Here is a 25,475-nt window from a genome sequence, read left to right as displayed (position 1 = left end):
ACAATAGAAACTTTTGGAGTATTATAATTCATCATTTCATCCTTGCTTATTTTTTAACTCATTTTTACAAAATAATAATGCCGATCTTACAACATCTTGCATATCATAATATCTATATTCTCCCAATCTTCCCCCAAAATATACATTACTCTCGTGTTTTGCTAATTGCTTATACTTTTCATACAAAGCTTGATTTTTTTCATCATTTATTGGATAATAAGGCTCAATACCCTTAATCCATTCTAAAGGATATTCTTCGCTTATAACTGTTGTATCTGTATTTCCAAATTCAAAATGCTTATGCTCTATAATTCTAGTATAAGGTATTTCCTTGTCAGTATAATTGACAACTGCCACTCCTTGAAAATTGTCTAAATTTAATATTTTATGCTCAAATTTTAAACTTCTATATTCCAAAGCTCCATATCGATAATCATAATAAGCATCAATACAACCAGTAAAAACTATTTTTTTAGCTTTATTTTTAAATTTATCTTTATATTTTAAAAAATCAGTATTTAAAATAACTTTACTTTTTTTTAGCATTTTATCAAAAATTGCCGTATAGCCGCCTTTAGGGATACCTTGATAGGGATCATTAAAATAATTATTGTCATAAATATATCGAACAGGCAATCTTCTTATAATAGAAGCAGGCAAATCCTTACAAGATCTACCCCACTGTTTTTCTGTATAACCCTTAATAAGTTTTTCATATACATCTGTACCAACTAAAGATATAGCTTGTTCTTCCAAATTTTTTGGAGGATGTTGAATTATTTGTTTTTGCATTTCAATTATTTTTCTAGCTTCATTTGGAGTTTTAATTCCCCATAATTTACTAAAAGTATTCATATTAAAAGGCAAATTATAAATTTCATCTTTATAGATTGCAATAGGAGAATTGATAAAATGATTAAATTCACAAAATTGATTCATATAATCCCATATATTCTGATCTGAAGTTCTAAAAATATGAGCACCATATTTATGCACATTGATATTTTTAATATTTTCGGTATAACAATTACCTCCAATATGTTCCCTTTGCTCCACAACTAAACAAGTATAACCTTTTTCAGTTGCTTCGTAAGCAAAAATACTACCAAACAATCCAGAACCAACAATTAAATAATCATACATGAATCACATTCCTCACAAAACCTAATTATAAAAAAAATTACCTGAAAAATAAATATCTTATATATTTTTTAATAATATTTATTTTAAAAATTTTAAAATAAATAAAAGCTCCATAAAAATTTGTTAAATGGACATAGCGATAATTTTTATACTGTTTTAATATTTTTTTTATTTGAATTTTGATACAACAAGGATCTCTTTTTAGTAAAAATATCCTTAAACATCTTTCACAAATAAATTTAAAAAATGCTTTTTCTAATAAATATGCGTTATATCTATTCTCCATTAATATTTTATCATTAAAACAATTTTTTAAAACATAAAACATACTCATTGAAGAATAATATTCTTTAGCTTCTTTAATATTTATATTAAAACTATCATAAATACTTTGCATATATCTTGGAATATGAATTTGTAGTTCACTATCACTTAAATTAATTGTACTATTAGATCTTATTCTATAAGTATGCATCGATGATGGAAAAATATAAATATATTTACATTTGGCAAATAATAACATGCCGAAGTGATGATCTTGATGAATAATATAATCAATAAATTTAAGCTTAATGTTTTTTAAATAAATAAAATCAATCATACCCGACCAAGTGAAATAAAAATTATAAATTTTCTTGTTTATACTATACTCCAACCAAACTTTAGACTTTATAACCCCCTCATGTAAATCATATAATTTTAACAAACTACTCCATTGTTTCTTAAATCCTTCTTCAAATATACTACAACTGTCAAACCAAACCACCTCAACCCCATCCATTCTAGGAACACATTCTTCTATGCAATTTAATTCCCAATAATCATCAGAATCTAAAAAGATAATATAATCAATATCAGGGGCTTTAAAATTTAAAAGCTCATCTTTGTTTTTAAAGAAATTTGAACTTTTATATATTTTATAAATATTATAAGGATTATCTTCATTGTCTAGTTTAAATTCTACTAAAGAGTTTTCTTTTAATTCTTGGGTAATGTTTTTAAAATCATATTCTTTACTAAAGAATTCTATGCCAACATTTCTTGCTGTACTTTGTCCCCCATTTTCCTTATCAAAAAGTATAAATCTTTCATCTTTTAAAGTATATTCTTTGGCTATATTAAGCGAGTTTTCATCTGTACTACCATCATTTACAAGTACAACTTGTAAATTTTTATAAGTTTGATTGACAACACTATCTAAACATTCTCTTAAATATTTTTCTACATTATAGATTGGGATAACTACACCTACAGTTTTCACAGTAATTTCCTAAATATCGGTATAAAATACATCTGCTGAAAAAACTTTATCTTTAATCTCTTTAAGCTTATCATCAAAACGATTGGCTATGATCAAATCAACTTTAGCTCCAAAAACATTAAAATCATTCTCTACTTTAATATTTAAAAATTTTTTCTCCTTAACCAAAGGTTCGTATATTATTAATTCAATATTACTATTATATTCTTGTAAATATTTTATAATATCTATAATCACAGAATTTCTAAAATTATCAGAATTTTGCTTCATAATTAATCTATAAATACCTAAAATGTTTGGTTTTTTTTCTAAAATAAGCTGGGTTATAAATTTTTTTCTTATCTCATTAGTTTCAACTATAGCTTTAATTAAACTATTAGGAATATTATAAAAATTTGCAAGCAACTGTTTTGTATCTTTAGGTAAACAATATCCACCATATCCAAAACTAGGGTTATTGTAATATTTTCCAATTCTATCATCAGCACTAATACCCTTAATTATATCCGCTGAATTTAAATTATGTTTTCTTGCATACGAATCAACTTCATTAAAAAATCCCACTCTCATTGCTAAGTAAGCATTAGAAAAAAGCTTAACGCTTTCTGCCTCATCCGAATCCATATAAAAAATATCAACATTTTTTTTCTCTATATTTTTTAAAAACAAATCTCCAATAGTTTTACCCAAAACACTTTTATCACCAATAATAATTCTACTGGGATATAGACTATCATATAAAGCACTTCCCTCCCGTAAAAATTCTGGAGAAAAAACAATATTAGACATATTAAATTTTTGTTTTATGGTTTTTGTATATCCTATAGGCACAGTGCTTTTAATAATAACATTGATCTTAGAATTTATATTTTTTATATCTTTTAAAACATTCTCTATACTTCTTGTATCAAAAAAATTAAGCTGTTCATCATAATCAGTTGGAGTAGCAATAACTGCAAAATCTGCATTAAAATAAGCCTCTTTGATATTTGAAGTAGCATGTAATTTACTTATATTTTGCACAAAGAACTTTTCAATTAATTTATCTTTAATAGGAGACTTATGATTATTAATACTTTGGATTTTATTTTCATCAATATCTAACAATACAACCTCATTTTCATTATTTTTTGAAAAGAGTATAGCATTTGCAAGCCCAACATAACCAATTCCAACAATGACTATTTTCATATTTTACCTTTCATTATTTTATAATTAAAATCCTCAAAAAATCCCTTAGGATTAAAAAACAATTTTCTTGCCAAGCGATAAAATTTAGTATGTGAAATCATAGCACCAAGATACTCTAAACCTAAAATTTTCATCAAAAATGAAAAAGGTCTTATACTCTTAAGCTCATGCAAATAAGGTTTATAAACAAAAGATCTTAAAGGATAAAAGCTTTTATCATGTTTTTGTGCCATCAGCATTTTTTCTTTATCAATGATGATTTGATAAAAAATCCCATCATGCTCAAAACTATAAAGCTCGTTAATCAAATAATAAAGCATTTTATACAAATCATACTTATCATCATTGTTTTGGCTTAAAAAATCCAAGATAACTTTTTTTTCATCCTCCTTTAAAGTTAAGAAATATTCTTTCACTTGATAAAGTTTTTGCTCGCTTAAATTTAAATCTTGTTTATAACCTAAATCTAATTTTTTTGCAAAAAACCAAGAATGAGGTAAAATTCCTTTTTGAAAATAAAAAATATCACAATAATCTATACCATTAAATTGTAGTTTTATACTTGCATCCAAAAATATTTTAGTGATTTTTTCTTGTTGTAAAAAATCCAACAAAAGTTCATATTTTAACTCTTTAGCTATAAAAAAATCACTTATATTTTTATAGATAATTTCTCCCACATAAACACTAATATCCTTAAAATCATAATTTTGATCTTTAAAAAGCATTAAAACTTTTTCACCTTTGGCTTTAAAAACTTGCAAAGGCTTTAAATCGTGTTTTTTGATGTTTTTTAAATGCTTATAAAAAAGCTGATGGTTCTTATCTTTATTTTGCATATAAGCGTTTTGATTGGGTTCTATATGATAAAAATGATATATATAAATTCCATAAAAACAAGCCTCATAACCAAGCAATGAAAACCAAGATCTAAAACCTTTAAAGTTAAAAAAATTCCAATTTCTAGCATCATAACTTAAATTAGTAGGCATTTTTTCAAAACTCACACAAGCTTTTAAAATTCTAGCAAAAAGATCAAAATCTTCATAACCATGTCCGATAAAATTTTCATCATTTCCGCCCAATCTTAAAAACTGATGTTTATTTATCACAATACTTGAAGTAGAACTTGGGGCAAAAAATTTTACCCAAGTATTTTTTGCTGTAAATAAATCCTCTTGTATCAAAATATCCCAAAATTTATCATCGTATTGCTTTAATTTTTCATTAGCTTCTTTATTAAGATACACTACGGGTAAAACTATCAAAGCATTGATATTTTGAGAAATATTTTTAATTTGAATTAGTTTTAAAATTTTTTCAAAATTATCCAAAGAAATATAACAATCCACATCCAAAAACAAAAGAACATTTGAATGCGCATAACTTGCTCCTAAATTCCTACATCTTCCTTGAGAAAAAGCTTTTTGATCCATATCTTTAAGATAAATATGATGGTTTGCTTGGATAAAATTTTTAAGCTCGTGATCTTTAGATGAATATCCTTCAACGAAAATAAATTCTATATTCTCATCGCTTTGAAAAAATTTAGCTTTTTGAAGAACTCTTTCTTCTATATAAGGACGTTCTTTACTTAATCCAAAAGGAATAATAACAGATAAAAGAGGCATTAAACATTTCCTATGACATAAAGCTGGATAATACCTACAACTTTTTCTTCTTTTCCTACTATAATTTCTTTGATTTTATGTTTTAACATGATCCCTTCTGCTTCACTTGCCATAGCATCAGCATCGACTACTTTAGGATTTATACTCATGATTTCTTTGGCCTTAAAATCAAACCTTGGTTTATCGCTTGCTTTTAAAGCACGACGCAAATCCCCGTCAGTGATAATACCCACTAATTTTTCATTTTCAAGCACCACACAAAGTCCTAGTTTTCCACTAGTCATCACATCAACAAGATCGTTAAATTCGGTATCAGGATGCACTATAGGAAGGTTACTTGAAACCATAAGATCTTTTACCTTGGTTAAAAGCTTACGTCCCAAACTTCCCCCTGGATGAAAAAGGGCAAAATCATCAGGCTTGAAATTTCTTACCTTCATCAAAGCAGCCGCTAAAGCATCCCCCATAACTAAAGTTGCTGTTGTCGAAGACATAGGAGCAAGCTGCAAAGGACAAGCTTCCTTTTCCACGGCTATATTTAAAAATATATCGCCTTGCTTTACAAGGGTAGAATTTTTTTTACCACACATTACTATAAGTGGAATTTCACGCTTTTTTATAGCAGGAATGATTTTTAAAATTTCTTCAGTTTCTCCTGAATTTGAAATAGCAATTAAAACATCTTCGGAAGTTAACATTCCAAGATCTCCATGCAAAGCCTCTCCTGGATGGATAAAAAAGCTTGGTGTTCCTGTGCTTGCTAAAGTAGCTGCTATCTTAGCGCCTATATGACCTGATTTACCCATACCACTAACTATGCAACGCCCTTTGGTATTTAACATCAAATTTACAGCTTGATTAAAATTTTCATCTAAATTTGTAGCCAAATCCAAAATAGCTTGCGCTTCTTTTTCAAAAACTTCTTTGGCTATTTCAAGAGTATTCATTATTTAAACCTTAAAGATTAAGCACAACATTGGTTGCGATAGCAATTTGATAAAGAATTTGAGTCAACATTGAAAAAATTTGTAAATTCTCACTATCCACTTTTGGCAATACCAACACAGAATCGCCTCGTTTCATATCTATACCACTATGATATTTTTCAGCTTTTCCATTGCTTCGTATCACCAAAACTTTTGAAGTATCCGCTCTTTCTCCATAACCTCCTGCAAGATTGATATAATATCTTAAATCTTTGCCCTTATCATACACAAAAGCTCCAGGTAAAGAAACCTCACCTTGAACTATGATGAGATTATTCTTACTTGGTACATTAATAGTATCACCATCTTCTAAAATAACCGAATTATAAGACTTTGGATTATCAATGACAATTTGACCCTTAGGCTCTACTTGCTTAGCTCTTTGGATAAATTCTAAAATCGTTTTTGCTTGTTGAGCTCTTATAGCTGCACCTTGAGCTGTAACAGAATCACTAGTTAAAGCTAGAGTTTCAAGCTCTTTAAGCTGAGCATTGATAAGTTCTTTTTGAGTTCTAGCTACACTTTTTCTAAACACTTGTAAAGCTTGCATGTTTGATTGTGGATTAGCTTTAATTAATTTAGAAATATCTTCTAAAGTCGTTCCTTTACCCACAACTAAAGTTTTTAAACCATTATGCTCGCCATTTACACTTATAGTTATATTTTCAGAAACATACTCAGGGTGAAATTCTACCTCATCTCCCGTTCTAAGTAAAACTTTTGAAAATTGCATTTTATTATAAGCACTGACATCAAGTTTATGATCTTCACCATAACTTTTTACGATAGCATTAGTTACGATAGGTTTAGCACCTGATACTCTAGCTAAGTCAGCTAAAGTTTTAATATCATTTGAAAGTTCAAAACGAAAAGGTCTTTGCACATCACCGTTAACAAAAGCGTAATTTTGAACATTTCCTACTAAAATAACATCTCCACTTCTAAAAGGAAAAAGATCCATTTGCCCCTTTAGTAAAAAATCATATAAATCAATATTTTTTATCACGCTGTTATTACGCAAAATTTGAATATCTCTAAAACTTCCATATTCTAAATTTATACCCCCTGCTTTATCAAGATACTGGATCACTGAATCCGAACTAAGTCCTTGATAAAGTCCTGGAGCATTAACGTTTCCTGTTACAAAAACACTGACATTTTGATAAGCATTCATATCTGCATAAACAAAAACATTGCTTTTATAGATTTTATTAACACGTGCTTTTATAACACTTACAAGGGCGCTATTTTTCACACCTAGTAAATTTACAGCTCCTACTTTAGGGATAAAAATATTTCCTTGAGAATCCACCACTAAAACTTGCGAAAACTCAACAGCTCCCCAAATTTTAAGACTGATTTGATCACCAACTGCAATCTTATAATCTGGGTTATAAACTCTTTGATTGTAATTTTTAAAATTTCCATTAAAAAGATGAGCGCCAAATACTAAAATTTGATGAATTTTTGTAAGATTATTTTCTTTATTTGCTATATCATAATTTGAGCTTAAATTTTGATCTATGCTAGTTGTAGCAGAACCTTGATCCTCTGCTGAAATGATTTGTGAAACATCCACAGCTCCAAAACATAAAATACAACTAAAAAGTAAAATTAATATTTTTTTCATTTTAATACTTATGCTCCTCTATTATCATTTTAATAAATTTAACAATCCCAAAAATCAAAGATAATACAATAAATGCTGTTAAAATATCATAAATTCTTTCAGGATATTTTGCGCTTTCTGGAATATCTGGACTTTGGATGATGACAAGTTGTTTTATTTTTCTTAATGCTTCTATTCTAGCACTTTCATAAGCTTTTAAAGCTGCTTCATAAGCTTTTTGCGCAAAAGTAGCTTCTATAGTTAAATCCTGAAATTTAGCAGCCAAATCGTTAAGCTTTTGAGAAGAATTGTTAGCTGAAATTTTAGATTTTTCCCTTAAAAGCTGTTTTTTAATCGCTTCAATTTCTGCTTTAAGTGCTACTACTTCAGGTGCTGCATCATTCATATAGCTTTGTAAAGTTAAAAGTTTAGCTTCTTTTTGAGCTAAATTAGCCTCAATTTGCGCAACTAAACTTGCTTTAGTTTCAGCTTGTTTTAAAGGATCAAAAACTCCATATTTATTTTGAAAAGCAATCAAATCATTTTGTGCTTTTTGATATCGTTCTTTGTATTTTTGTACTTCATTTTCAGCAAAAGCCATTTGTTCTCTAGCTGCTTTATGAGAGATTTCATTGATAAATTTTTCGCTTTCTTGCATAATAGTTTGAGCAATCAAATGAGCTGATTTAGGTGTAAAACCCTCTACTTCTACCTGTAAAAGCTTAGTGGTTTCATCTGTATACACCTTAACTCTTGCTTGGTAGTATTTAAGATAAGATTCTATCGAACTTGAATCCCAAATTTTAAAAGGCAAATCTATATGTTGTTCTTGATAAAGACTTTTAAGTTTGATTTTTTCATCCAAAATCTTTAGCATATCACTTGATTCTATATAACCTTTTAGATAATTTAAATCTTCGCTTGCCGTAGAAGTACTACTAAGCAAAGACAAAATTCCACTTGTTTGAGCGCTTTCTCCACTTGTTGATCTAACATCTAAAATCATCGTACTTACATATCTTGGCGCTGCAATTAATGTATAATAAATTACAACAAAAATCATTATAAACCAAACAATTTTAAAAGAATCAAATATGCTTAAATCTTTGATTTTTTCTAATAAAGTTTTATTTTCTTCCATTAAGCTTTTCCTTGATATACAGCTATTCCTTCATCTACATCATCATAAACCGTAATTTGTCCATTTTTCATATAAATTATTTTATCACACCATTCTTTAATTTCAGCTACATTATGAGATACCATAATCACTTTTGATTTGCTTAATCTTTCTCTATATAATTTCACACTTTTTTCCCTAAAAGCAGGATCTCCAACAGCTCCAGCCTCATCGATCAAATAATAATCAAAATCAAAAGCCATACTAAGTCCAAAAGCTATCCTAGCACTCATTCCCGAAGAATAAGTCTTCATAGGCTCATCAAAAAATTTCCCAAGTTCTGCAAAATCTTCCACAAATTTTACTTTTTCTTGGAGTTCTTTTCCTTTATAACCATATACTCTAGCTACAAATTTAGCATTATCTCTAGCTGTTAAAGAACCTTGAAAAGCCCCATTTAAACCCAATGGCCAAGATAATTTTTTATTAGTAATTATCTTACCACTATCAGGAAGTTCTGCCCCGCTTAAAAGACGCATAAGAGTAGATTTACCCGCTCCATTATACCCCATCAAACCTATGCTACAATTTTCAGGAAACTCAAAAGTAAAATTCTTAAAAACATAATGCCTTCCACCACTAAATAAAGGATAAGATTTAGTTAAATTAATTAGCTTTATCATTCTTTTTTTGCCGCCGTTAGAGCTTGTCTATTATAGTAGTAAATAAAAAGCGCTATAAATAAAACAAGTAAAATCCAAAATATAGCATAAAAATAACTATATTCATCTTGCAAAGGATAATTCTCAAAAAAATTAAATCTTAAAAGCTCCATTATGTGAAGTAAAGGATTATAATAAAATATATCAAGTAAAGGACGAGGAGTTAGCCAAGTAGGAAATATAATTCCCGAAGTCCAATAAAACACTATGCTAAAATAAGCTAATAAAGTTCTTAAAGGTTCTACAAAGTGCCAAACAATAGCAAAACAAATCCCCAAAGCAAAAGCTGAACATATAAGCAAAAAAATACAAAATAAAACGCCAAGCAAATGAATAGGAAATATATCAAGTCTAAAGAACCACCCTGCAAAAAAAAGCACAATGATAAAAATCACAAAATAAATACAAAACTCGAGCAAAGTTCTAGCAATAAATACATGTATAGGTTTTACAGGTTTATAAGCAAACAAAGATAAATTTGCCCCTATTCCATTCATAAGTTGAGTAACTATACTTCTAAACATAAAAAAAGGCATAATGCCTGAAATCAAAAACATAAAAATAGAAATTCCTTCAGGCATAACTTGATGATGATATTCCCTAATAACAGTTCCTATAATAGTCACCAAAAGCACAACACTCATAGGCTCTCCAACTACCCATATATATCCAAGATACCTATTTTTTCCAAATCTAGTTTTTAACTCTCTAAAAAATAAAGCGTGAATTACATTTAACATTTATTTTCTATACCTAACAATTTACATAAACTATAATCATAACTCATTTTTTTAAACAAAATCATAAAAATTTATTTTTTACAAAACTCAAGTTTTTTACTAAGTCCTAAAGCATTGTTAGTAAATTTAAGCCAAAAAAGCTCTAAGGCATAAATTTTTGCACTTTTATCAAGTTTAGCAAAGGGGAATTTAGAAAAATAAATTTTCATTTGCTCCTTGCTTGCCATTTTAAACTCGGCCTTAGCTTGCACACCTTTTAAAAAGGCTATTTTACTTTCTTTGGCTATATTAAGTGCTATACTTGAATTTTCACTGGCTAATCTTATATGCTTAGCATCTTCATGAGAAGCGATAATAAAAGCTAAATTCTTCTCATCAAAAACATAAAAAGCATTAGCTGTATAAACACCTTTTTCATCAATCATAGCCCAAGATAAAAGCTGCTCATTTTTTATAAATTCTAAAATTCTTTCATCCATATTGTAAAAATTATACTAAAATATTTTTAAAAATAACCGATTATAATTTTATAAACTATAAATATAAGGGGAAGAAATGCAAATTGATGCTAGCAAAAACCAAAGTTTTTCGATGGATTATACAACAAAAAGTGGCAAACATTTAGCCTTATCTATGTATGACAATCAAAGCGTAAGTTATGCAAATAATGAAGAAGGCAAGGCTCTTAATCTTAAGCGTCAGTATGGCTTTAGCTTTACTTTTGAGGGCTCTAAGCTCACACAAAATGATCTTGATGAGATTAAAAATGCTATGAAAGAAGTTGAACCTATGATCAAAGACTTTTTAGCAAATTCTAAAGTCGGAGAGTTAAAACCAAAAGAAATTATAGAATCAGCTATGCAAATGGCAAATGTTCTACCAACACCAAATGATGAAAACCATCAAAATGCTATTATGAATAATTTTACAAATAAACTCAGTGATTTACTAAAACAAAATCAAACAGATGATAAAGATATCAACACTTCTATGCTTGAAGATAGCAAAAAACTTCTTGATGAAGTTTTAGAACAAATGAAAAAACAACTTGAAAAACAACAAGAAAAAGCCAAGGAAAATCAAGATAAGACAGATGATAGTTTAAATCTTTACGCTTAAATCATATAATATTAAAAATTATCAAGGAGTTTTTAAATGACAAATATCGAAATTTTAGAAAATATGCTCAAACTCCAACAAAAACTCAACGATGAAACAAACGGCTTAAATTGGGAAAATGGCTACACCAAAGAAGGAAAACTGATCAGTTGGAGACGCTGTATTTATATGGAATGTGCAGAACTTATAGACTCTTTTGCATGGAAACATTGGAAAAACATTTCAAGTCCGACAAATTGGGAAAATGTGCGTATAGAAATTGTTGATATTTGGCATTTTATCTTAAGTCTTTTACTTGAAGAATATCGCGATAAAAACGGTAAAGATTTCAAAGCTATAGCTACAGAAGTCAATGCTGTAAGCGTGTTTCAAGATTTTTGCAAAGAAGAAGAACATCCTAATGAGAGTGATATTTATGGTATTTTAAATGATATAGAGCTTATTATCCACAAATGCAGTGGCTTTGGATTTAATCTTGGAGAATTGCTTTCAACCTATTTTACCCTAGCTATTAAATGCGGGCTAAATCTTGAAATTCTTTATAAAACCTACATAGGTAAAAATGTTTTAAATATTTTTAGACAAAACAATGGTTACAAAGACGGCAGCTATAAAAAAACTTGGAATGGCAAAGAAGACAATGAAGTTTTAGCTCAAATTTTAGAACAAGAGCTTGATTTTGATACTATTTATAAAAAACTAGAAGAATGCTATAAAAAGGCATAATTTGGATATTTTAAAACTTGCGATCAAAGATTTTTTAAGTCTTAAATTTTTAAAATTTGCCTTAATTCCTTTGATTTTTAGCCTTGTACTGATGCTTTTTTTAGGAGTACTTGGCTTTTCGGCCTTGCTGGATTATTTTAATTCTTTATTTAGCGTTGGAGAGGATTCGTTTTGGGCGTGGTTTTATGCCCTTCATTTTGTGCAAATTTTAATCACCATCATAAGTTTTTTATTTTCAGGTTTTATTGTTGTTTTTGCTTCGGTTTTTTTAGCCCTTTTTATCACTTCTTTTCTCACCCCTTTTATTGCTAAAGAAATCAACCAAAAATATTACCATTATGATAATACAAACGAAGTTTCAACCCTAAAAGTAATCTTTGAAATTTTTAAAATTTTTATAAAATTTATAGTAATTTTTTTACTTTGTACCTTGGCTTTATTTTTACCTTTTATTAATATTTTTGTATATTATCTTGCTTTTTATTATCTCTTTCACAAACTTTTAATGATTGATGTTACAAGCACGATTTTAGATAAAGAAAGTTTTAAAAATTTTCATTCTGATTTTTCGCCTTTAGAGTTTAAATTTAGCACTCTTTGTTTTTATCTACTCTCATCAGTGCCACTTTTAGGACTTTTTTTGCAAGTGTTTTTTGTGATTTTTCTCACACATTTAGGCTATCAAAGAATTTTAAAACTAGAGCTTAAGGCTTGAAATATCGATTTTATGATTATATAAATAAGCTCTTAAAAGTCTTGGAATTTTAGCTATTCTACACTCTTCTTTGAAATTTTTAGGTAATTTTTGACAAGTTTCGTACTCAAAAACAATAGCTTGTTCGTTTTTATATACAAGTGCTATTTTGCCACCTAAAACACAATCACCCTTTAAAAGCTCCTTTCTTTGTGCCGTGCTTAAAAGTAAACCTTTCATTTTCACCGCTCTAGCGATCAAGCTTTCATTTTTAGGGCAAATAAGAAGCCCTTGAATTTCTTTGATATTTTCAAAATTATAAAGTTTTTTCCTATCTTCACTAAGATAAGAAAAGCTTCTTTTTAAACCCTGATGAAATTCACTCACAAAGGCATTAGAGAAATTTTTTCTTATATAATTTCTAAAATATTTTTCATTTTCATTACTTTCATCATGGAAATAAAAAATATCTTTTTCTTTTAAAAAAGATGAAATTTCATCTTTACTTATAAAGAGCAAAGGGCGTAACAGTATATAATTTGAGCGTTTTTCACACTCTTGCATACCTAAAATTTCAGCCAAACCTACCCCCCGTGAAAGTTGCATCAAAAACCACTCAAACTGATCGTTTAAATGATGGGCTAAGATAAGATGATCATAATCTTGCTCAAGACAAATTTTTTCAAAAAAATCATAGCGAAAATCTCTAGCTTTTTTTTCAAAATTACTTTGAAATTTAGGAGCGTGTTTTATGAAAATTTTTTTATGAAATTTTAAAGCAAGCTCTTTGGCTTTTAACTCTTCTAAATCACTATTTTTTCTAGTTTTATAATTTATCATCACAAGATCAAAGTCGATCTTTTCTTGTATTAGAAGATAAAAAAGCGCACTAGAATCACTTCCATAAGAAAAAGCGAGTAAATTTTTACCCCTTTTTAAAAGGGCTAAAATTTCATCTTTAATTTGCATTTACTTTTCTTAAAGTCTTAGCAAGGAGCTTTTTATCAAGGTTTTGTAAAATTTCACATTCATAAATTTGCCCCATTTCTAAATTTCCACATTCACTTTCATTGATAAGGATTTCCCCATCAATCTCCCTATCCCATCTTAAATCTTTAGCTGCGATGAAAAACTCTCCCTCGCTACTTTCTCCCGTGCAAACCACCAAACGCTTTTGCCCTACCTCTTTTTCAAAACTTTTTTCTATCACTTCATCAACAATTTTTTCTATGATTTTAAGCCTTTTATTGATCACTTTAAAAGGCACTTGCTCCATATCAAAAGCAGCCGTATCTTCTTCCTTGGAATACGCAAAAACGCTTATTCTATCAAAACCAAAATCTTTAACAAACTCACAAAGCTCTTCAAAATCCGCCTCACTCTCACCTGGATGTCCTATGATAAAGCCCGTGCGTAAAAAACTATTTGGCGCACTTTTCATTAAATTTAACATTTCTTTAAGTCTTGTACTATTTGCCCCACGTTTCATGATTTTAAGCATATTATCACTTATGTGCTGCAAAGGCATATCAAAATAATTTACAAAAATTTCAGAAGCTATAATGCGTTTGATCAAAGCTTCACTCGCACTCGTAGGATAAAGATATAAAATTCTAGCCGCTCTTATGCCTTTGATTTTTTCTACCTCATCGATTAAGCGTATAAGCCCATCTTTTTCACCCTTATCAAACAAATAAGAACTCGTATCTTGTGCAATAAAAGAAAAATCCTTATAACCTCTAGCTACCAAATCTTTAAGCTCAGCTATAATGCTACTTATTTCACGAGATTTTAACTTGCCTTTAAAACTTGGGATGGCACAAAAAGAGCATTTTTGATTACAACCTTCGGCGATTTTTATAAAAGCATGAGAATTTGAACCTGTGATAATGCGTTTGGAATTTTCACTCTGCAAATAAGTCGAATTTGAAAATAAATTTGTTTTTTTGAGTATCATTTCATCGATTCTTTCATAATCACCCACACCTGTGAAAAGATCAACCTCAGGAAGTTCTTTCATAAGTTCTTCGCGGTAACGCTGCATCAAACAACCCGTAACCACCAAAAGAGAATCTTTTTTTCTTTGTTCGTGCAAATCCAAAATCGCATTAATGCTTTCTTTTTTTGCACTATCGATAAAACCACAGGTATTTACGATTAAAACATCGGCTTTGCTTGGTTCATCGCAAAGCTCATAAGCACTAAGGCGTCCTAGCATGATCTCACTATCGACTAAATTTTTATTACAACCTAAAGACATAAGATAAAGTTTTGACATTTTTCTCACTTTTTTATATTTTTTGATAAAATACTTTTTTAGAAATCATAGCAAAATAATAATTAGGAAAAATTTATGAATAAAAAATGTAGTTTTATTAGGTGAAAGTCATTTTGTATTTAAAAATGGAATAACTCAAGGAATTTTAGATGCAGGATATAACTGTTTCAATTTATCTTTAAGCGGGATTCCTAGTTTGCAAAATTTATATGAATTAACTAGAAATAAAAAACTTTTGGAAAATGCGGATTTAATTATTACAGGATCAAATACACATGATATTGCACAATATAATTCTTTGGATTTATTTCCAAAAAGTTATCAAGTAATTAACTGGCTTTATAAAGAACTTTATTTTTTAAATAAAAAAATAATCTGCTTTATTGCTCCAACACCTCAAGAATTTTTAAACAAAGACCGTTTAATTAATGTACATATGCTCCATATAAAATTAGCAATTAAATACGGATTTAATGTAATTAACATGAATGAAAGACATTTGAAATCTTCATATGCCTTAATATAAAGAGATGAAGCTCACGACTTTGATTTTATAATGAGAGAACTTGGGAAAAATATAGTAAATAATATTGAAAATTTTTCTTTTCCAAAAAAAAATAAATATTATAAATGATAATCCAAAATTTTATTTTTATCCGATTGAAAAAGCAATAAATTTAAATTTATCTAAATTTAATTTCAAGCAAAGTTGGCTATGTCGTGAAAAAGTTTATTGCTTAGGTAATAACTTTTGATAAAGATGCTTTTAATCTCAATTTGCTGGGGGTACATTTCTGGAATGAACCAGGCTTTTGTGAAATTCAAATCAAAAATTCAAAGGTTAATAATTTTAGAAAAAGTCTAGACTATAGTTTTGCATATTTTTGTGATATACATGAGAGAGAATTTAAAATTGATAACAATACTGAAATTTTTAATGAAGAAATGAATAGTTTTAATCTCATCTCTTTCTTCCTAGCTTCCCCTGAAGGGAATTACCATACAGAAGAAATAGATTTTGAAGCTTTAGCTAATGAAAATATAGAAATACCAGAAAAATATAACTTTAATCATTTAATCCCTCCTGTGGAATTGTATAAAGAAATTATAGATGAATATTGTTCCATAATGGATCCAGTTAAACTAGCTCCTTTGCAAAACCAAATTTCAATTTTAACTCAAGAAAAACAAGATTTACAAAATAAATTTCAAAACGAACTTAATTCTTTACCTATAAAAAAACAACGTTTAGAATTAGCCAATCTAGAACAAGATTTAATTATTAAAAAATTAGAAAGTAAAAAACTTGCTAAATCTTTGGGTATAAAAATGAGCATAATAAATCCTAAAATTACTTTTATTCAAGCTAATTCAGCTAAAGCTCGTATACAAAACCACTTATCTTATAAACTAGGACAAACTTTGATAGAAAATTCAAAAAGTATATTAGGATATATAAGAATGCCTTATGTGTTATCATATATAAAAGATAAACATAAATTTGAACAAAAAGCCTATGAAGAAAAAATAAAAGAAAATCCAAATTTAGCTTTACCTCCTTTAGAAACTTATCCTGATTATAATGAAGCTTTAAAAGAAAAAGAATGTTTTACTTATAAACTAGGCGAAGCTTTAATGCAGGCTAATAAAAATTGGTATGGGGGGGGGTATATCAAATTTATATTCAAAGATGTGCCTAGGTTGAAGAGGGAATTTCGGAATAGGTCAAATAAGAAATTTTCTTAAACATTCACAAAAGTAGCAATAGATTTTTTAATGTAAAATTTGCTAAAATAATACCTTAAAAATGAAGAAAGAAAATTTTTATGGATAATTACGAATTTAGCGAACTTTTAAAAACTTTAAAAAACAAAGTCGGCAACATAGCCTCCATCATCAAGCCTGAAAATATCCAAACAAGGCTTAAAGAAATCGAAGAACTTGAAAATTCTCCTTCTTTTTGGAGTGATGTCAAACAAGCAGGGATCATAGGCAAAGAAAAAACCAAAATCACCAATCTACTTAAAAACTATGAAAATGCTTTTAACGCTCTAAATGACGCAAGCGAACTTTTCGATCTAGCCAATAGTGAAAACGATACAGAAACGCTTGAAGCTTTATTTAACGACGCACCAAAACTTGAAGATACCATCACAAGTCTTGAAATTTCCATGCTTTTAAGTGGGGAAAATGATGGTAAAAATGCCATTGTTTCTATTCACCCAGGTGCAGGTGGAACGGAAAGTAATGACTGGGCAAGCATACTTTATAGAATGTATTTAAGATTTTGCGAAAGAGAAGGTTTTAAAGTCGAAACTTTAGACTTTCAAGAAGGCGAAGAAGCAGGACTTAAAGATGTGAGCTTTTTGGTTAAAGGCGAAAATGCTTATGGTTATTTGAAGGCTGAAAATGGTATCCATCGTTTGGTGAGAACTTCTCCTTTTGATAGTGCAGGACGCCGTCATACAAGCTTTTCAAGTGTTATGGTAAGCCCTGAACTTGATGATGATATAGAAATTGAAATCGAAGAAAAAGACATAAGAATAGATTATTACAGAGCAAGTGGTGCAGGCGGACAACATGTTAATAAAACAGAATCAGCCGTGAGAATCACACATTTTCCAACTGGTATAGTTGTACAATGCCAAAATGACAGAAGTCAGCACAAAAACAAAGCCACTGCTTTTAAAATGCTAAAATCTCGCCTTTATGAGCTTGAACTCATGAAACAACAAGATAGTGCTAATGCTGGAGAAAAAAGCGAGATAGGCTGGGGACATCAAATCCGCTCTTATGTACTTTTCCCTTATCAGCAAGTCAAAGACAATCGCAGCGGAGAAGCTTTTTCTCAAGTGGATAATATCCTTGATGGGGATATCAAAAAAATGATAGAAGGTGTTTTGATTGCTTTGAAAGCGGAGTAGTTATTTCCATAATTTTACACTTCTGTAATCATAAAAGAAAATATTTTTATCAGTGCTAAATGGCTTAATTTCTGATCTTTTTTCACAATCAGATATACCTAAAAAAAATATTTTTTATATTATGATTACTATTGATTGCCTCTCTAATATGTTCATCATTTTCTTTAAGCTTGGTTCCAAAAATAACTAAATTATCGCATTCAATGGTTTTTAATTGTTCTAAACAAAATTGAAGATACTTATTTTTTAAAATTTGCTCTAATTTTTTATTAGAATCTCCACCTAAAACACACACAGGGTAGTTTTTATTATCAATTTGTTCAATAATCTGTTCCAAGATAGCTTTATCTTTATTACGTATCTTTATAAGCTTATTATCGATTTCAAATAAATGGAGTGCTCCGTGAAGAAAAAAGAAATTTTTATCACAATAGTCTTCTTGAAATATTAAGCTTGAATCTTTTTTAAGAAAACCATCGCAGTATTTCTTTCTTTTATCATCTTTTGCTTGTTTATTATACTCCATTATTAACCAGTATAAAAGCAAATCATAATTAAGAGTAAAAATATTACCATAAGGCTCTATAAATTCAATAGCTGTAGAAGATTTTTCATCTAAAAATTTAGGATGTTTTTCTCTAATAATTTTAATAAATTCTTCTTTTAATTTAATTTTATATTCTTCTACAATACTTGATTTATCATTAAAATCAAAATCTTTGACTAATCTCCAAATGCTTCATAATTTCTTCAATATCATGAGAATTTGTTAATTCAAGTTTAGAAAAAAGATTATTTATAATATTGTCATTTTTATTCATATTATTTATCAAATTTTCAAAAGAAAAATTAGCTTCATAAGCTATACTAAATCCATTGCCTAAAAGTAAAACGTTATTTTTTTGAGACAACATTGTCATTTTTCTCTTTATATCTTCATATGTTAATAATTGATTTTTATCATTCATTTTAAAAAAAATCCTTTCGTAGTATTCTTCAGTGATATATTTACTTATTGTTTTAATCATTTCGTGGATTCAATGCAAAATTTCTTCCAAAACCACAGTAGCGTAAGAGCCTTTTTGTAAGAAAAACTCCATACAAAAATGAGCTTTTTCTTCGTCATAACGCCATTTTAACTCTTCTAAATATCCCCACATAAAGCGTCTTGAACCTTGCATTTTAGCCTTAAATTCCAAAGCATCTTTAAAAATTTCATTTTCTAAATTTAAGGCCAAACCTTCTCCTGTTTCATAAGCCTTAACACCGATTAAAAGTCCCATAGTGCTTATATCTCTTGCTCTAAAACGCCCAAGCTCAACGCTTAAATCTTCGCATAAAAAACATTTTCCAAAAGGATAATGCCCTAAAACCTCGCCTTTTAAAAGCTTAAAAAATTGCTCTTGTTTTTTAAGTTCCTTAGCTTCTTCTTTAGAAATTTTATAAATTTGAGCCAATTCTTTTTCGCTAAAATCATTTGCAAAATGTGATAATTCCACTCTTTTGCTCAAATAGCGATTAAAAAGCTCACTTTGAAAAGCCGAGATTAAAAACTCTTTCATTTTGACATTTTTCATCTTTTTGCCACGCAAAATTTCAAGCCCTTCTTTGTAATTATCCCCAAATTTTCCAAAACGCTGATAACCAAAATAATTCGCAAAACCTTGTTTATCCAAATTCATCAAAGCTTGCTCTAATTTTAAAGCATCGCTTGGCATTACTTTTTTTAAGCGTATGAAAAAGGAATTTCCTTTTAGATGCCCTATTCTTAGCTTGTTTTCATGGATAAAAGTCTCTAAAATTTTAAGTTTAGGATGAGAAAAATTTGATAAAAAACTCTCAAATTTTTTAGGCATAGAAAGGTATTGAAAGGTTGATCCTTGCTTGTCTTTAAGCCCTGCATAACCAAAATCTCTTATTTTAACCCCGCTTGTTTCGCTTAAAATTTTTAAAGCTTCATTTGTGGTTAAATCTTTTTTATTGATATGCAAAATAAGATGTTCACCCTTACCGCTAAATTCATACAAAGGCCTTTCACGCACTACAAAATCATCGCTATTTTTACTAAAATACGCATTAATAGGACTGTGTTTTAAACTATACAAAGGCTTAAAAATGGTGTTCTCTTCCTCTAAATTCATATTTTCCTTTCACTGCTTTTCCAAAGATATTTAATTTCACGCCGTGTTTTTTGGCTATTGTTTTTATATTTTGACGCTCTTTTTCATCAAAAGCAAACAAAATTTCATATTCTTCTCCGCTATAAAGCGTATAATCATCAAGTTTTTTAAACCAAGAAATACCGCATTTATTTAAGGCTAAAAGTCTTGATAAATCCTTGCTTAAACCATCTGAAATATCCATAGCACAAGAAATTAAAGGTGCGATTTCATAAAAAAAACTAGCTCTTAATTTTGGCTTTATAAATACATGGTTTGGTTTTAAAGTGCCCCCATTTTGTAAAATTTCAAGCCCTTTTAAACTTCGTCCTAATTTTCCCGTATAAGCAAGTAAATGTCCCTTTTTTAAACCTTTTCTAAAAACAGCTTTATCGTTAATCTTTGAAATGATAGTAAGACTAATGTCTATTTTATCATTGCTTATAGTATCACCGCCTATGATTTTTATATTAAATTTTCTAGCTGTTTTTAAAAAACCTTTTTGCAAGGCTTTGATCTCATTTTCGCTTAAATTTTTTGGTAAAGCAAGTCCTAAAAGTGCGTATTTTGGTACAGCATTCATTGAAATAGCATCTGAGATATTAACAAGCATTGCTTTTGTAGCAATTTGCTCTAAGCTAAACCACTCTCTTTTAAAATGCACATTTTCAAAAAACAAATCCTTACTAAAACACCAATCATCAATAATAGCTCCATCATCACCATTTTTTTCATTTAAAAAAGCTTTGATAATAAAATCTTCTTTGTTCATAATGCGTGATTTTATAAAATTTCCTTTTAAATTCTAGTGAATTTTAGAAAAATTTTATATAATATAAAAATATTTAAGGAAAAACCATGAAAAAATTAGAATTAAGAATTTTTAGATTTGATAAAACTAAGGATTATGAGGCTTATTATAAACCTTATATTTATGATAATTATGAAAATTTTGCAAGTTTTTATGATCTGCTTTTGCAAGTTCAAAATGATGATATTTATTTTGATTTTGATAAAGATGAAGATACTTACATAGTTGTAAATAAGCAAATCATACCACTTTTTACACCTTTAGAAAAAATAGCAAAAGAATTTGATTTTAGTCTTTGTATCGAGCCTTTAAACACAAAAAGAGCCATTAAAGATCTTATCATCGATAAAAATGATTTTTTAGACAAATACAAATATCTTGAAAAATTTGGTGATGAAGAGGATAAAAAACTTTATGCAAAATATGATTATTTATATTATGCAAGTGAAATTTTAGACTATCTTCCTGAATATATGGGCGATGGAGTGTTTTATTTGGCTTCAAAAATGATAGAAAAATATCCTGAAAAAAAGATAGAAATTTTAAAAACTCTAGCAGATAAAGAAAAGGGTATTTTTTATCATCTTGAAAGCAAAAATGAAATTTTAGAAACAACGATCAAAAACCTACAAAATGAAATTTTAAATTTAGGGCTTTTTGATAAAAATATTTTACACTTTGATTTACCTAAAACCAATGCTTTTGATAATGAGATCAAAGAACTTAAAGAAATTAAACATAATTTTAAAGATTTCAATATAGCTTTTTATGGTTTTAATGCTTGCGATACTTTAAAATCCAAACTTAAGGCTAAATTTATTTCCTATGAAAACAGTATAAAAAATAATGGCTTTAGCTTGCTTAATCTAAATCCTACGCTAAGCTATAAAATAGCCGCAGATATTGTTTTGGACGCTTATGATAGCGGGGCTGATTTTATGGTAGTAAAAGAAGAAAAAGATTTTTATCTTTTTGATACTTGTGCTAAAAAACTTATGCAAACAAGTGGAAGGGAATTTGAAGACTTTTATATTTTGAGCCGTTTTGAGTTTTTAGCCCTTATCGAAGGCATACAAGCTCCATCATTAAAAAATCACACTTTAAAGGTTAGTTTGATATGAAAATCTCTTTAGAATGCAAAGATCTCATCATAGAAAAAACTTTAGAACTTTTTTTAAAAGATCATTTGGTAATGAAAAAAAATTGTGATTTCATCATTAGCGATGAAAAAATTCATACCGCAAAACCCTTATTTATCATCTCTAAAAACTCTCCATTTTTAAGCATACCATTTAGCAAAGAAGCCTTGTTTGAGTCTTTAAATGAATTTGATAATGCCTTAAAAGCAGCAGCTTTGCAACTTGCACTTGAACAAAAAAGACTGCTTGAAGAAAAAATTGACGCTATTGCTTTGGAATTTAAAAAAGATTATGAAAATAAAATCGATCTTGCCATAAAAGATCTTAAAAACAAACTCGTAAAAGCACTTAATGATGAATGATGAATTTATAAGCGTTAAAGACTTTTTTAATCACAATGAAAAAAGAAAAAAATTTCTTCAAAAACAAGAAATTAAACCTCCCAAAGAAAAAACAAAAAAAACCAAAGAAACAAAGCTTTATACAAATATAGAAAGTGGTAAATACAAAGGGAAAAAACTACTTTTACCTAGTCTTACAACAACAAGAAGTACTAAAAGCATAGTCAAAAGTTGTGTTTTTAATGTAATAAGAGAAGATTTAAGAAGTAAAATTTTCATTGAAGCCTTTGGAGGAAGTGCTTTAATGGCGGCTGAAGCACTAAGTAATCATGCTTTAAAAGCTTATGCTATAGAACTTGATGCAAAAGCTTATAAAATTGCTTTAGAAAATGCTAAAAATATAGATCCAAATTTAGAAGTGATCCATGCAAATACTTTTGAAATTTTACCTAAACTCATAGAAAATTCAAAAAATGAAATCATCTTATATCTTGACCCACCTTTTGATATCAGAGAAGGTTTTAGTGATATTTATGAAAAAATTTATCATTTTTTAGAAAATTTAGATTTAAAGACTTTAAATTTAATCATTTTTGAATACCACTCAACCATAAAAACTCCCGAAAAAATCCAAAATTTTCAAAAAGTTAAAGAAAAGAAATTTGGATCAACTAGCTTAAGTTTTTACTCTTCTTAACTCACTTGGAACACTTTTTGCTTGATCTATCATCAACAATAGATTAAAGGAAGAATCCATGAGAGTTTTAACGATATTTTTACTCTTTATGACAAGCATTTTTGCAGTGCAAATCAAGGATGTAGCAAATACTGTAGGTGTAAGAGATAACCAACTTATAGGTTATGGACTTGTTGTAGGGCTTAATGGAAGCGGCGATGGAACAAGCTCTAAATTTACACTACAATCCATCTCAAACCTTTTGCAAGGTATGAATATCAAAGTAGATCCTAATGATATCAAATCAAAAAATACCGCAGCTGTTATGGTTACAGCCAAACTTCCAGCCTTTGCAAAAAGCGGAGATAAACTTGATATTACCGTTTCATCTATGGGTGATGCAAAATCTTTACAAGGTGGAACACTTTTACTGACTGCACTTCGTGGGATTGATGGTGAAATTTATGCTATAGCACAAGGCTCTATCTCAACAGGAGGTTTAACACCTAGACCAGGAGGAGCAGGTTCTCACTCAACTGCTGCAACTGTAATGGGCGGAGCTAATGTAGAAAGAGAAATTCCACAAAATTTTAGCCAAAACAATGATCTAACCTTAAGTTTAAAAGTAGCGGATTTTAAAACCGCAAACGATATAGAAAGAGTTTTAAATACTGTCTTTGGCGAAGAAGTAGCTAAAGCCATCGACTCTCGCACAGTAAAACTCAAAAAACCTGAAGATCTTTCAAATGTTGATTTTATGGCAAGAGTTTTAGAACAAGATATAGCTTATAAACCACAAAGCAAAGTTATCATCGATGAAAGAACAGGAACAGTGATTGCTGGAGTTGATGTGGAGGTAGAACCTGTTTTAATCACTCATAAAGATATCACTATAAAAATAGATCCAAACAATAACGCAGTAGCTAATCAAAATGAAATCGATATGAAAGATGGTGGTTTTGTAGATCCAAGTTCAAATACCTTAAGAATCAACAATGCAAAAAGCACAGTTGCAAATATAGCTAGAATGCTTAACAAACTTGGAGCAACCCCAAATGACATTATCACTATTATGGAAAATTTAAAGCGCGCAGGTGCAATTAACGCGGATTTGGAGATCATCTAATGAAAGTGGATAATTTTTTAAATACTTATAGTATGAATAGCGCTTTACTTGATCGTGCAGCCAAAGCAAGAAGTTTAGAATCAAGCATCAAAATAAATGACAATGATATAGTTACAAAGAGCAAAGAAGATGAAGCCTTAAAAGAACAAACGGATGCTTTTGAGGCATTTTTTTTAAAGCAAGTTTTAGATGTATCTTTAAAAAGTCAAAATTCACTCTTTGGAAAAGATGCCAGCGATGAAATATACTCTTCCATGTATAATGATACCATGAGTAAAGCTTTAAGTGGAGGTATGGGTTTTTCAAAATTATTATACGATTTTTTAAAAGAAAGGGGTTAAGTTTTTTAAATTTAGGTCGATATGGTTTGTAGAGGATTATAACTAAGATCAAGGAGGCAGAAATGATCAATCCTATACAACAAAGTTATGTGGCAAATACCGCATTAAATACAAATAGAATAGATAAAGAAACTAAAACAAACGATACTCAAAAAACGGAAAATGATAAAGCGAGTAAAATCGCAGAGCAGATTAAAAATGGTACTTATAAAATCGATACAAAAGCTACGGCTGCTGCGATTGCTGACTCTTTAATCTAAAAACTTTCATTCTCCTTTTTTTGAGAGAGAAAAGGAGAAAATATGCTTAAACAAAGACTTGATGAAGTAAATGCTATCTTAGCAAAACTTATTGCTTTAACCGAAGAAGATATAGAAAATATCAAAGTGGCTAAACATGAGAGTGTAACGCCAAGTGTAGAAGAAAAAAACAAACTTATCGCCGAATTTATTACAGCTAAAAAACAACTTGATGTTGCCTTGGTTGAGCTAAATAATAGCTCTACAAAAGGGCTTAGTGAACTCTTAGATGATGAAGATAAACAAAAACTAGATCTACTTAAAAAAAATCTTCAAAACCTTCATAGTAAAAACAAAGAGTATGCTAAATTTGTTCTTATTGTCAAAGATTTTCTTGATAGCTTAGTAAATAAAATGTTTGATATCAATGATGGAACAAATAATGCTTATGGAGATAAAAAGACAAATCCAGAGTCAATTTTCAAGATCAATGTATAAG

At 28.9% G+C, this 25,475-nt stretch carries 29 protein-coding genes; 13 read left to right on the top strand and 16 right to left on the bottom strand.

The genetic code is table 11. The features are described 5' to 3' along the window. Nucleotides 1-36: 36 nt before the first annotated feature. The 10 genes from glf to ELQ04_RS06385 all read right to left on the bottom strand — a co-directional run bounded on the left by glf (nt 37) and on the right by ELQ04_RS06385 (nt 10,882). Entirely contained in the window at nt 37-1,143 is a 1,107-nt protein-coding gene (gene glf, locus ELQ04_RS06430) for a UDP-galactopyranose mutase (protein WP_002858210.1), read from the bottom strand. A gap of 37 nt (nt 1,144-1,180) precedes the next feature. Further along, a complete protein-coding gene (locus ELQ04_RS06425; protein ID WP_002858426.1) occupies nt 1,181-2,404 on the bottom strand; it encodes a glycosyltransferase family 2 protein in 1,224 nt (407 codons plus the stop codon). A gap of 9 nt (nt 2,405-2,413) precedes the next feature. Further along, nucleotides 2,414-3,595: a UDP-glucose/GDP-mannose dehydrogenase family protein gene (locus tag ELQ04_RS06420; protein ID WP_044778171.1), complete on the bottom strand. Its 1,182-nt coding sequence runs from the start codon at nt 3,593-3,595 to the stop codon at nt 2,414-2,416. Next, a complete protein-coding gene (locus ELQ04_RS06415; protein WP_044778172.1) occupies nt 3,592-5,226 on the bottom strand; it encodes a galactosyltransferase-related protein in 1,635 nt (544 codons plus the stop codon). The genes ELQ04_RS06420 and ELQ04_RS06415 overlap by 4 nt, the downstream gene beginning before the upstream one ends. Next, nucleotides 5,226-6,173: a KpsF/GutQ family sugar-phosphate isomerase gene (locus tag ELQ04_RS06410; protein ID WP_070313286.1), complete on the bottom strand. Its 948-nt coding sequence runs from the start codon at nt 6,171-6,173 to the stop codon at nt 5,226-5,228. The genes ELQ04_RS06415 and ELQ04_RS06410 overlap by 1 nt, the downstream gene beginning before the upstream one ends. Before the next feature lie 10 nt (nt 6,174-6,183). Then, on the bottom strand, nt 6,184-7,842 hold the full coding sequence (locus ELQ04_RS06405; protein ID WP_044778173.1) for a polysaccharide biosynthesis/export family protein: 1,659 nt from the start codon (nt 7,840-7,842) through the stop codon (nt 6,184-6,186). 1 nt (nt 7,843) lies between these two features. Then, nucleotides 7,844-8,962 (bottom strand): capsule polysaccharide transporter, encoded by a 1,119-nt coding sequence (locus ELQ04_RS06400; RefSeq protein WP_002936462.1) that lies wholly within the window; start codon nt 8,960-8,962, stop codon nt 7,844-7,846. Continuing rightward, complete coding sequence (locus ELQ04_RS06395) at nt 8,962-9,624, bottom strand: ABC transporter ATP-binding protein (protein WP_002880422.1); 663 nt, start codon at nt 9,622-9,624, stop codon at nt 8,962-8,964. Before ELQ04_RS06395 ends, ELQ04_RS06400 begins: the two co-directional genes overlap by 1 nt. Beyond that, on the bottom strand, nt 9,621-10,403 hold the full coding sequence (gene kpsM, locus ELQ04_RS06390) for a capsule polysaccharide transporter KpsM (protein WP_044778174.1): 783 nt from the start codon (nt 10,401-10,403) through the stop codon (nt 9,621-9,623). The genes ELQ04_RS06395 and kpsM overlap by 4 nt, the downstream gene beginning before the upstream one ends. A 71-nt stretch (nt 10,404-10,474) precedes the next feature. Next, complete coding sequence (locus ELQ04_RS06385) at nt 10,475-10,882, bottom strand: hypothetical protein (protein WP_002936464.1); 408 nt, start codon at nt 10,880-10,882, stop codon at nt 10,475-10,477. 76 nt (nt 10,883-10,958) lie between these two features. On the opposite strand from ELQ04_RS06385, the gene ciaI reads away from it, so the two are divergent. From ciaI to ELQ04_RS06370, 3 genes are read left to right on the top strand one after another with little or no spacing between them, the layout of a single operon-like run. After that, nucleotides 10,959-11,522, top strand: a complete 564-nt coding sequence (gene ciaI, locus ELQ04_RS06380; RefSeq protein ID WP_002936465.1) for an intracellular survival protein CiaI — start codon at nt 10,959-10,961, stop codon at nt 11,520-11,522. A 36-nt stretch (nt 11,523-11,558) separates the two neighbouring features. After that, nucleotides 11,559-12,248 (top strand): dUTPase, encoded by a 690-nt coding sequence (dut, locus tag ELQ04_RS06375; protein ID WP_002936466.1) that lies wholly within the window; start codon nt 11,559-11,561, stop codon nt 12,246-12,248. 1 nt (nt 12,249) lies between these two features. Further along, on the top strand, nt 12,250-12,963 hold the full coding sequence (locus tag ELQ04_RS06370) for an EI24 domain-containing protein (RefSeq protein WP_044778175.1): 714 nt from the start codon (nt 12,250-12,252) through the stop codon (nt 12,961-12,963). On the opposite strand, the gene tilS is transcribed toward ELQ04_RS06370, so the two are convergent. Both tilS and rimO read right to left on the bottom strand, forming a co-directional pair. Then, entirely contained in the window at nt 12,946-13,911 is a 966-nt protein-coding gene (tilS, locus tag ELQ04_RS06365; RefSeq protein WP_002936468.1) for a tRNA lysidine(34) synthetase TilS, read from the bottom strand. The genes ELQ04_RS06370 and tilS overlap by 18 nt on opposite strands. Beyond that, nucleotides 13,901-15,220, bottom strand: coding sequence for a 30S ribosomal protein S12 methylthiotransferase RimO (rimO, locus tag ELQ04_RS06360; RefSeq protein WP_002936469.1), 1,320 nt, complete (start codon nt 15,218-15,220; stop codon nt 13,901-13,903). The genes tilS and rimO overlap by 11 nt, the downstream gene beginning before the upstream one ends. A 196-nt stretch (nt 15,221-15,416) precedes the next feature. On the opposite strand from rimO, the gene ELQ04_RS08775 reads away from it, so the two are divergent. The 3 genes from ELQ04_RS08775 to prfB all read left to right on the top strand — a co-directional run bounded on the left by ELQ04_RS08775 (nt 15,417) and on the right by prfB (nt 18,144). Beyond that, on the top strand, nt 15,417-15,746 hold the full coding sequence (locus ELQ04_RS08775; RefSeq protein WP_002936470.1) for a hypothetical protein: 330 nt from the start codon (nt 15,417-15,419) through the stop codon (nt 15,744-15,746). 251 nt (nt 15,747-15,997) lie between these two features. Further along, nucleotides 15,998-16,966, top strand: coding sequence for a hypothetical protein (locus ELQ04_RS08880; protein ID WP_002936471.1), 969 nt, complete (start codon nt 15,998-16,000; stop codon nt 16,964-16,966). 80 nt (nt 16,967-17,046) lie between these two features. Next, nucleotides 17,047-18,144, top strand: a complete 1,098-nt coding sequence (prfB, locus tag ELQ04_RS06350) for a peptide chain release factor 2 (RefSeq protein WP_002867022.1) — start codon at nt 17,047-17,049, stop codon at nt 18,142-18,144. 88 nt (nt 18,145-18,232) lie between these two features. On the opposite strand, the gene ELQ04_RS06345 is transcribed toward prfB, so the two are convergent. From ELQ04_RS06345 to ELQ04_RS06330, 4 genes are all read right to left on the bottom strand, one after another. Then, the gene (locus ELQ04_RS06345; protein WP_279586391.1) at nt 18,233-18,835 is read right to left on the bottom strand and encodes a DUF4917 family protein; all 603 of its coding nucleotides are present in this window, start codon (nt 18,833-18,835) and stop codon (nt 18,233-18,235) included. A gap of 19 nt (nt 18,836-18,854) precedes the next feature. Next, nucleotides 18,855-19,112, bottom strand: a complete 258-nt coding sequence (locus ELQ04_RS06340; RefSeq protein WP_002936478.1) for a hypothetical protein — start codon at nt 19,110-19,112, stop codon at nt 18,855-18,857. Between the two features lie 69 nt (nt 19,113-19,181). Then, on the bottom strand, nt 19,182-20,285 hold the full coding sequence (truD, locus tag ELQ04_RS06335) for a tRNA pseudouridine(13) synthase TruD (protein WP_044778177.1): 1,104 nt from the start codon (nt 20,283-20,285) through the stop codon (nt 19,182-19,184). Beyond that, complete coding sequence (locus tag ELQ04_RS06330; protein WP_002867254.1) at nt 20,254-21,075, bottom strand: thiamine-phosphate kinase; 822 nt, start codon at nt 21,073-21,075, stop codon at nt 20,254-20,256. Before ELQ04_RS06330 ends, truD begins: the two co-directional genes overlap by 32 nt. An 86-nt stretch (nt 21,076-21,161) precedes the next feature. Between ELQ04_RS06330 and ELQ04_RS06325 the strand changes: the two genes are divergently transcribed. The 7 genes from ELQ04_RS06325 (at nt 21,162) to ELQ04_RS06295 (ending at nt 25,474) form a co-directional block, all read left to right on the top strand. Beyond that, a complete protein-coding gene (locus tag ELQ04_RS06325; RefSeq protein ID WP_002874145.1) occupies nt 21,162-22,235 on the top strand; it encodes a DUF5644 domain-containing protein in 1,074 nt (357 codons plus the stop codon). Next, the gene (locus ELQ04_RS06320) at nt 22,232-22,615 is read left to right on the top strand and encodes a hypothetical protein (RefSeq protein ID WP_002826012.1); all 384 of its coding nucleotides are present in this window, start codon (nt 22,232-22,234) and stop codon (nt 22,613-22,615) included. Before ELQ04_RS06325 ends, ELQ04_RS06320 begins: the two co-directional genes overlap by 4 nt. Beyond that, entirely contained in the window at nt 22,608-23,291 is a 684-nt protein-coding gene (gene rsmD / locus ELQ04_RS06315; RefSeq protein ID WP_002874144.1) for a 16S rRNA (guanine(966)-N(2))-methyltransferase RsmD, read from the top strand. Before ELQ04_RS06320 ends, rsmD begins: the two co-directional genes overlap by 8 nt. A 58-nt stretch (nt 23,292-23,349) precedes the next feature. Further along, nucleotides 23,350-24,396 (top strand): flagellar basal body P-ring protein FlgI, encoded by a 1,047-nt coding sequence (locus ELQ04_RS06310; RefSeq protein ID WP_004304563.1) that lies wholly within the window; start codon nt 23,350-23,352, stop codon nt 24,394-24,396. Beyond that, nucleotides 24,396-24,737 carry a hypothetical protein gene (locus ELQ04_RS06305; RefSeq protein ID WP_002784057.1) on the top strand — a complete coding sequence of 114 codons (342 nt, stop codon included), beginning with the start codon at nt 24,396-24,398 and terminating at the stop codon, nt 24,735-24,737. The genes ELQ04_RS06310 and ELQ04_RS06305 overlap by 1 nt, the downstream gene beginning before the upstream one ends. A 62-nt stretch (nt 24,738-24,799) precedes the next feature. Next, nucleotides 24,800-24,997 (top strand): flagellar biosynthesis anti-sigma factor FlgM, encoded by a 198-nt coding sequence (gene flgM / locus ELQ04_RS06300; protein ID WP_002779262.1) that lies wholly within the window; start codon nt 24,800-24,802, stop codon nt 24,995-24,997. A gap of 42 nt (nt 24,998-25,039) precedes the next feature. Further along, complete coding sequence (locus tag ELQ04_RS06295) at nt 25,040-25,474, top strand: flagellar protein FlgN (protein WP_002856482.1); 435 nt, start codon at nt 25,040-25,042, stop codon at nt 25,472-25,474. Nucleotide 25,475 lies beyond the last annotated feature (1 nt).

Origin of the sequence: Campylobacter sp. CH278 (assembly GCF_004378845.1) — a bacterium.
GTDB lineage: Bacteria > Campylobacterota > Campylobacteria > Campylobacterales > Campylobacteraceae > Campylobacter_D > Campylobacter_D jejuni.
The sequence above is the reverse complement of the archived record's forward strand: the minus strand, read 5'-3'. Positions and strand labels throughout refer to the sequence as shown.

Coding starts and splice junctions, on each gene's coding strand:
- ELQ04_RS06400 (WP_002936462.1), bottom strand. CDS start 8,962: ATGGAAGAAAATAAAACTTTATTAGAAAAAATCAAAGATTTAAGCATA.
- ELQ04_RS06330 (WP_002867254.1), bottom strand. CDS start 21,075: ATGAACAAAGAAGATTTTATTATCAAAGCTTTTTTAAATGAAAAAAAT.
- ELQ04_RS06325 (WP_002874145.1), top strand. CDS start 21,162: ATGAAAAAATTAGAATTAAGAATTTTTAGATTTGATAAAACTAAGGAT.
- ELQ04_RS06340 (WP_002936478.1), bottom strand. CDS start 19,112: ATGAATGATAAAAATCAATTATTAACATATGAAGATATAAAGAGAAAA.
- ELQ04_RS06395 (WP_002880422.1), bottom strand. CDS start 9,624: ATGATAAAGCTAATTAATTTAACTAAATCTTATCCTTTATTTAGTGGT.
- ELQ04_RS06305 (WP_002784057.1), top strand. CDS start 24,396: ATGAAAGTGGATAATTTTTTAAATACTTATAGTATGAATAGCGCTTTA.
- ELQ04_RS06410 (WP_070313286.1), bottom strand. CDS start 6,173: ATGAATACTCTTGAAATAGCCAAAGAAGTTTTTGAAAAAGAAGCGCAA.
- rimO (WP_002936469.1), bottom strand. CDS start 15,220: ATGTCAAAACTTTATCTTATGTCTTTAGGTTGTAATAAAAATTTAGTC.
- ELQ04_RS06295 (WP_002856482.1), top strand. CDS start 25,040: ATGCTTAAACAAAGACTTGATGAAGTAAATGCTATCTTAGCAAAACTT.
- ciaI (WP_002936465.1), top strand. CDS start 10,959: ATGCAAATTGATGCTAGCAAAAACCAAAGTTTTTCGATGGATTATACA.
- ELQ04_RS06420 (WP_044778171.1), bottom strand. CDS start 3,595: ATGAAAATAGTCATTGTTGGAATTGGTTATGTTGGGCTTGCAAATGCT.
- ELQ04_RS06405 (WP_044778173.1), bottom strand. CDS start 7,842: ATGAAAAAAATATTAATTTTACTTTTTAGTTGTATTTTATGTTTTGGA.
- truD (WP_044778177.1), bottom strand. CDS start 20,285: ATGAATTTAGAGGAAGAGAACACCATTTTTAAGCCTTTGTATAGTTTA.
- ELQ04_RS06320 (WP_002826012.1), top strand. CDS start 22,232: ATGAAAATCTCTTTAGAATGCAAAGATCTCATCATAGAAAAAACTTTA.
- rsmD (WP_002874144.1), top strand. CDS start 22,608: ATGAATGATGAATTTATAAGCGTTAAAGACTTTTTTAATCACAATGAA.
- tilS (WP_002936468.1), bottom strand. CDS start 13,911: ATGCAAATTAAAGATGAAATTTTAGCCCTTTTAAAAAGGGGTAAAAAT.
- ELQ04_RS06415 (WP_044778172.1), bottom strand. CDS start 5,226: ATGCCTCTTTTATCTGTTATTATTCCTTTTGGATTAAGTAAAGAACGT.
- ELQ04_RS06310 (WP_004304563.1), top strand. CDS start 23,350: ATGAGAGTTTTAACGATATTTTTACTCTTTATGACAAGCATTTTTGCA.
- glf (WP_002858210.1), bottom strand. CDS start 1,143: ATGTATGATTATTTAATTGTTGGTTCTGGATTGTTTGGTAGTATTTTT.
- prfB (WP_002867022.1), top strand. CDS start 17,047: ATGGATAATTACGAATTTAGCGAACTTTTAAAAACTTTAAAAAACAAA.
- flgM (WP_002779262.1), top strand. CDS start 24,800: ATGATCAATCCTATACAACAAAGTTATGTGGCAAATACCGCATTAAAT.
- dut (WP_002936466.1), top strand. CDS start 11,559: ATGACAAATATCGAAATTTTAGAAAATATGCTCAAACTCCAACAAAAA.
- ELQ04_RS06385 (WP_002936464.1), bottom strand. CDS start 10,882: ATGGATGAAAGAATTTTAGAATTTATAAAAAATGAGCAGCTTTTATCT.
- kpsM (WP_044778174.1), bottom strand. CDS start 10,403: ATGTTAAATGTAATTCACGCTTTATTTTTTAGAGAGTTAAAAACTAGA.